The organism is uncultured Aquincola sp. (genome assembly GCF_964001545.1).
Classification (GTDB): domain Bacteria; phylum Pseudomonadota; class Gammaproteobacteria; order Burkholderiales; family Burkholderiaceae_C; genus Aquincola.
In genome coordinates this window covers 1-4,503 of sequence record NZ_CAXFDV010000575.1, presented here as the reverse complement: position 1 = coordinate 4,503, position 4,503 = coordinate 1, and the positions used below count along the sequence as shown (strand labels likewise).

General features: G+C 69.2%; 5 protein-coding genes and 1 pseudogene. All 6 read left to right on the top strand.

Features of this window, described 5'->3' with window-relative positions:
- Positions 1-564, top strand: a 564-nt coding sequence (locus ABNT58_RS19810) for an HAD-IA family hydrolase (RefSeq protein WP_348755142.1), incomplete at its 5' end; no start/stop codon positions are given.
- A 29-nt stretch (positions 565-593) separates the two neighbouring features.
- The gene (rpe, locus tag ABNT58_RS19805) at positions 594-1,322 is read left to right on the top strand and encodes a ribulose-phosphate 3-epimerase (RefSeq protein WP_348755141.1); all 729 of its coding nucleotides are present in this window, start codon (positions 594-596) and stop codon (positions 1,320-1,322) included.
- Positions 1,319-2,101, top strand: a complete 783-nt coding sequence (locus tag ABNT58_RS19800; protein WP_348755140.1) for an HAD-IA family hydrolase — start codon at positions 1,319-1,321, stop codon at positions 2,099-2,101. Before rpe ends, ABNT58_RS19800 begins: the two co-directional genes overlap by 4 nt.
- Positions 2,102-2,116: 15 nt before the next feature.
- A complete protein-coding gene (locus ABNT58_RS19795) occupies positions 2,117-3,199 on the top strand; it encodes a class 1 fructose-bisphosphatase (protein ID WP_348755139.1) in 1,083 nt (360 codons plus the stop codon).
- A 41-nt stretch (positions 3,200-3,240) separates the two neighbouring features.
- Positions 3,241-4,119, top strand: coding sequence for a phosphoribulokinase (locus tag ABNT58_RS19790; protein ID WP_348755138.1), 879 nt, complete (start codon positions 3,241-3,243; stop codon positions 4,117-4,119).
- 103 nt (positions 4,120-4,222) lie between these two features.
- Positions 4,223-4,503 (top strand): annotated as a pseudogene (locus ABNT58_RS19785) (transketolase); the annotation flags it as partial.

Genomic DNA, 4,503 nt, shown 5'->3' with positions numbered 1-4,503 from the left:
GTGCCCGAGATCCATGCGCTCAAGACACATGTCTATACAAGCACCGCGCGTGAAGGCGGCATTGCCTTGCGCACCGGCGTGCAGCGGCTGCTGGACGAAGCCCGCGACGCCGGCCTGCGCCTGGCCATCGCCAGCACCACCACCGCCGCCAACATCGACGCGCTGCTGCAGGCCGCCTGGGGCGCCCGCGGGCTGGAGCTGTTCGACGTGATCGCCTGCGGCGACCAGGTGCGCCACAAGAAGCCGGCGCCCGACATCTACCAGCTGGCGATGGACACGCTGGGCCTGCCGCCCGAGCGCTGCATCGCTTTCGAAGACTCGGCCAACGGCCTGGCCGCGGCCCGCGCCGCCGGGCTGTGGACCGTGGTCACGCCCACCTACTGGACCGAAGGCAGCGACTTCAGCGGCGCCGGCCTGCTGCTGCCCCACCTGGGCGACCCGCAGCAACCCATCGCCGGCGAGCCCGGCGGCCAGCTGCAGCGCGCGGCCTGGCTGGGCGTGGACGAGCTGCAGGCGCTGGCCTGCGCGCGTGAGGCCGACGGCGTGCAGGCGCTGTACCACTGACACCCCCACTCACCACGCGGAACCCGCCCATGACTTCCAGCTTGCGCATCGCCCCCAGCCTGCTGTCCGCCAACTTCGCCCGCCTGGGCGAAGAGGTGGAGGCCGTGATCGACGCGGGTGCCGACCTGATCCACTTCGACGTGATGGACAACCACTACGTGCCCAACCTGACGGTGGGCCCGCTGGTGTGCGAAGCCATCCGCCCGCACAGCCGCGTGCCGATCGACGTGCACCTGATGGTGCGGCCGGTGGATGCGCTGGTGCCCATGTTCGCGCAGGCGGGCGCCGGCCTCATCAGCTTCCACCCTGAGGCCAGCGAGCACGTGCACCGCACGATCCAGCTGATCCGCTCGCACGGCTGCAAGCCGGGGCTGGTGCTCAACCCGGCCACGCCGCTGTCGGTGCTCGACCATGTGCTGGACGACCTCGACCTGGTGCTGGTGATGTCGGTCAACCCCGGCTTCGGCGGCCAGGCTTTCATCGAGAGTGCGCTGCCCAAGATCGAGGCCATCCGCCGCCGCATCGACGCCACCGGCCGCGACATCTGGCTGGAGGTGGACGGCGGCGTGAAGCCCGGCAATGCGGCCCACATCGCCGCGGCGGGGGCCGACACGCTGGTGGCCGGCTCTGCCGTGTTCGGTGCCGGGGCGGGCCAGTACCGCCAGGCCATCGACGCGGTGCGGCAGGCCGCGCTGCAGGGCCGCGCCAGCCGCGGCAGCGCCATGGCCACCCGCCAGGCCGACGAGGTGGCGGCATGAACGGCGCCCTCACGGCCGCGGCAGTGCCGCTTCGCGCCACCGCCGCACCGCGTCTGCTACAACCGGTCGAGGCCATCGCCTTCGACCTCGACGGCACGCTGGTGGACAGTGCGCCCGACATCCGCCATGCGCTCAATTCGGCGCTGCACAAGGCGGGGCTGCGCAGCTTCGACCTGCCCACCGTGCGTGGCTGGATCGGCGACGGCCCCGACGCCACCATCGCCCGCGCGCTGGTGGCCCAGGCCATCGACCCCACCAATGCGGCGGGTCGCCAGCTCTGCGACCACCTGCGCCGCAGCTTCGACATGACCGCGCTGGCCGCGCCGATGAGCCTGGGCCACGTGTTCGACGGCGTGCCCGAGATGCTGGCCGCGTTGGCGCGCCAGGTGCCTTGCGTGGTGGTCACCAACAAGCCCACGCCGCTGGCGCGCGCCTTGCTGAACGCCGCCCACCTGCTGCCGCACCTGATGGCCGTGTTCGGGGCCGACGAGCCGGCCCAGCGCAAGCCCAGCCCGGTGCTGCTGCAGGCGGCGGCCGATCACCTCGGCGTGGCGACGGCCGCGCTGCTGATGGTGGGTGACGGCCGCGCCGACCTGCAGGCCGCCGCCAGCGCCGGTTGCCCGGCGGTGCTGGCCGATTGGGGTTATGGCGCCACCGGCTGGGAAGGACCGCCGCCCTGGCGCATGGATTCACCGGCCGAGCTGCCCGTGCAGCTGGCCGCTTGTCTCAAGAGCACACGGGGCCCCGCAGGCCCTGTGAACACTCTGCTTCATTTCTAGAACAGGAGAGACACCATGCCCACAGGCGGAAGGCCCACGTTGACACAGTTCCTGATCGAGGAGCGACGACGCCACCCCAATGCCACCGGCGAGCTCAATGCGCTGATCACCGACCTGTCGCTGGCCTGCAAGGCCATCGCCAAGCGGGTGGCCTTTGGTGCGCTGGCGCCCCATGCCACGGTGCCCACCGCACCCGCGGTGAACGTGCAGGGTGAGGAGCAGAAGCCGCTGGACGTGCTGTCCAACCAGATGTTCCTGCGCGCCAACGAGTGGGGCGGCCACGTGGCCGGGATGGTGTCCGAGGAGATGGAAGAGGCCTACACCCTGCCGCCGCAGTACCCGCGCGGCAAGTACCTGCTGCTGTTCGATCCGCTGGACGGCTCGTCGAACATCGACGTCAACGTGTCGGTGGGCAGCATCTTCTCCATCCTGCGGGCGCCCCACCCGGGGCAGGACGCCAGGCCCGAAGACTTTCTGCAGCCGGGCACGCAACAGATCGGCGCCGGCTACGCCATCTACGGCCCTTCCACCATGCTGGTGCTGACACTGGGCAACGGTACCCATGCCTTCACGCTGGAGCCGCAGCTGGGCGAATGGGTGCTCAGCCACCCGCACCTGAAGATTCCCGAGCAAACGCGCGAATTCGCGATCAACGCCTCCAACAGCCGCTTCTGGGAGCCGGCCGTCAAGCGTTATGTCGACGAATGCCTGGCCGGCCAGACCGGCCCTCGCGGCGCCGACTTCAACATGCGCTGGATCGCTTCGCTGGTGGCCGAGACGCACCGCATCCTGATGCGCGGCGGTATGTTCATGTACCCGCGCGACACGAAAGACCCGGGCAAGCCCGGCCGGCTGCGCCTGCTGTACGAGGCCAACCCGATCAGCTTCCTGGTGGAGCAGGCGGGCGGCTGGGCCAGCACCGGCCGCCGGCGGCTGATGACGGTGCAGCCCGATGCGCTGCACCAGCGCATCGGCTTCGTGTTCGGCTCAGCGCAAGAGGTGGAGCGGCTGGAGGGCTACCACCGCGACGAGCCGATGGACAGCTACTCGTCGCCGCTGTTCGGCAAACGGGGGCTGTTTGCCGCCAGCGCCTTGTGACCTGCAGCTGACAACGACGAAGAAGACGGAGGGAGACCAGCATGTCCAACAAGCACCCCATCATCGCCATCACCGGCTCGTCGGGCGCGGGCACCACCTCGGTGACGCGCACCTTCGAAAACATCTTCCGGCGCGAGAAGGTCAATGCCGCCATCATCGAAGGCGACAGCTTCCACCGCTACGACCGGCAGGCCATGAAGGTGGCCGCGGCCGAAGCCGAGAAGGCTGGCAACCGCACCTTCAGCCACTTCGGTGAAGACGCCAACCTGTTCGCCGAGCTGGAGCAGCTGTTCCGCGACTATGCCGAGTCGGGCACCGGCGCCAGCCGCAAGTACCTGCACGACGCGGAAGAGGCCGCGCCCTTCCAGCAGCCGCCCGGCACCTTCACGCCCTGGCAGAACCTGCCGCCCAGCGACCTGCTGTTTTATGAGGGCCTGCACGGCGGCGTGCAGACCAGCAGCGTGGACGTCGCCCGCTTCGTCGACCTGCTGATCGGCGTGGTGCCGGTGATCAACCTGGAATGGATCCAGAAGATCCACCGCGACAAGGCCACCCGCGGCTACAGCACCGAGGCGGTGACCGACGTGATCCTGCGCCGCATGCACGAGTACGTGCACTACATCTGCCCGCAGTTCACCCGCACCCACATCAACTTCCAGCGGGTGCCGGTGGTGGACACGTCCGACCCCTTCATCGCCCGCACCATTCCCACGGCGGACGAAAGCCTGGTGGTCATCCGCTTCGCCAACCCGGCGGGCATCGACTTCCCGTACCTGCTGAGCATGCTGCACGACTCGTGGATGTCGCGCGCCAACACGCTGGTGGTGCCGGGCGGCAAGATGGATCTGGCGATGCAGCTGATCTTCACGCCGATGATCCTTCGGCTCGTGGAGCGAAAAAAGAGGCTCTCCCCCCCGTAGCGGCTTCGCCGCACCCCCCCAGGGGGGCGCCACCAGCGGCCTGGCGGAGCCAGTTCCGCGGTGGCCGCTGGATCAAGACATTCTTTCCTTTCGAGAGGGTTGTATGGACAACTTGACGTTGCGGCGTGCCTGCGCGGATGCCTTGCGCATGCTGGCGGTGGAAGCGGTGCAGGCCGCCAATTCGGGGCATCCCGGCATGCCGATGGGCATGGCCGACATCGCGGAGGCGCTGTGGCGCCACCGGTTGAAGCACGACCCGGCGCATCCGCAGTGGATCGACCGCGACCGCTTCGTGCTCAGCAACGGCCATGGCTCGATGCTGCTGTACGGGCTGCTGCACCTGAGCGGTTATGCGCTGCCGATGGAAGAGCTCAAGCGCTTTCG

Coding starts and splice junctions, on each gene's coding strand:
- rpe (WP_348755141.1), top strand. CDS start 594: ATGACTTCCAGCTTGCGCATCGCCCCCAGCCTGCTGTCCGCCAACTTC.
- ABNT58_RS19800 (WP_348755140.1), top strand. CDS start 1,319: ATGAACGGCGCCCTCACGGCCGCGGCAGTGCCGCTTCGCGCCACCGCC.
- ABNT58_RS19795 (WP_348755139.1), top strand. CDS start 2,117: ATGCCCACAGGCGGAAGGCCCACGTTGACACAGTTCCTGATCGAGGAG.
- ABNT58_RS19790 (WP_348755138.1), top strand. CDS start 3,241: ATGTCCAACAAGCACCCCATCATCGCCATCACCGGCTCGTCGGGCGCG.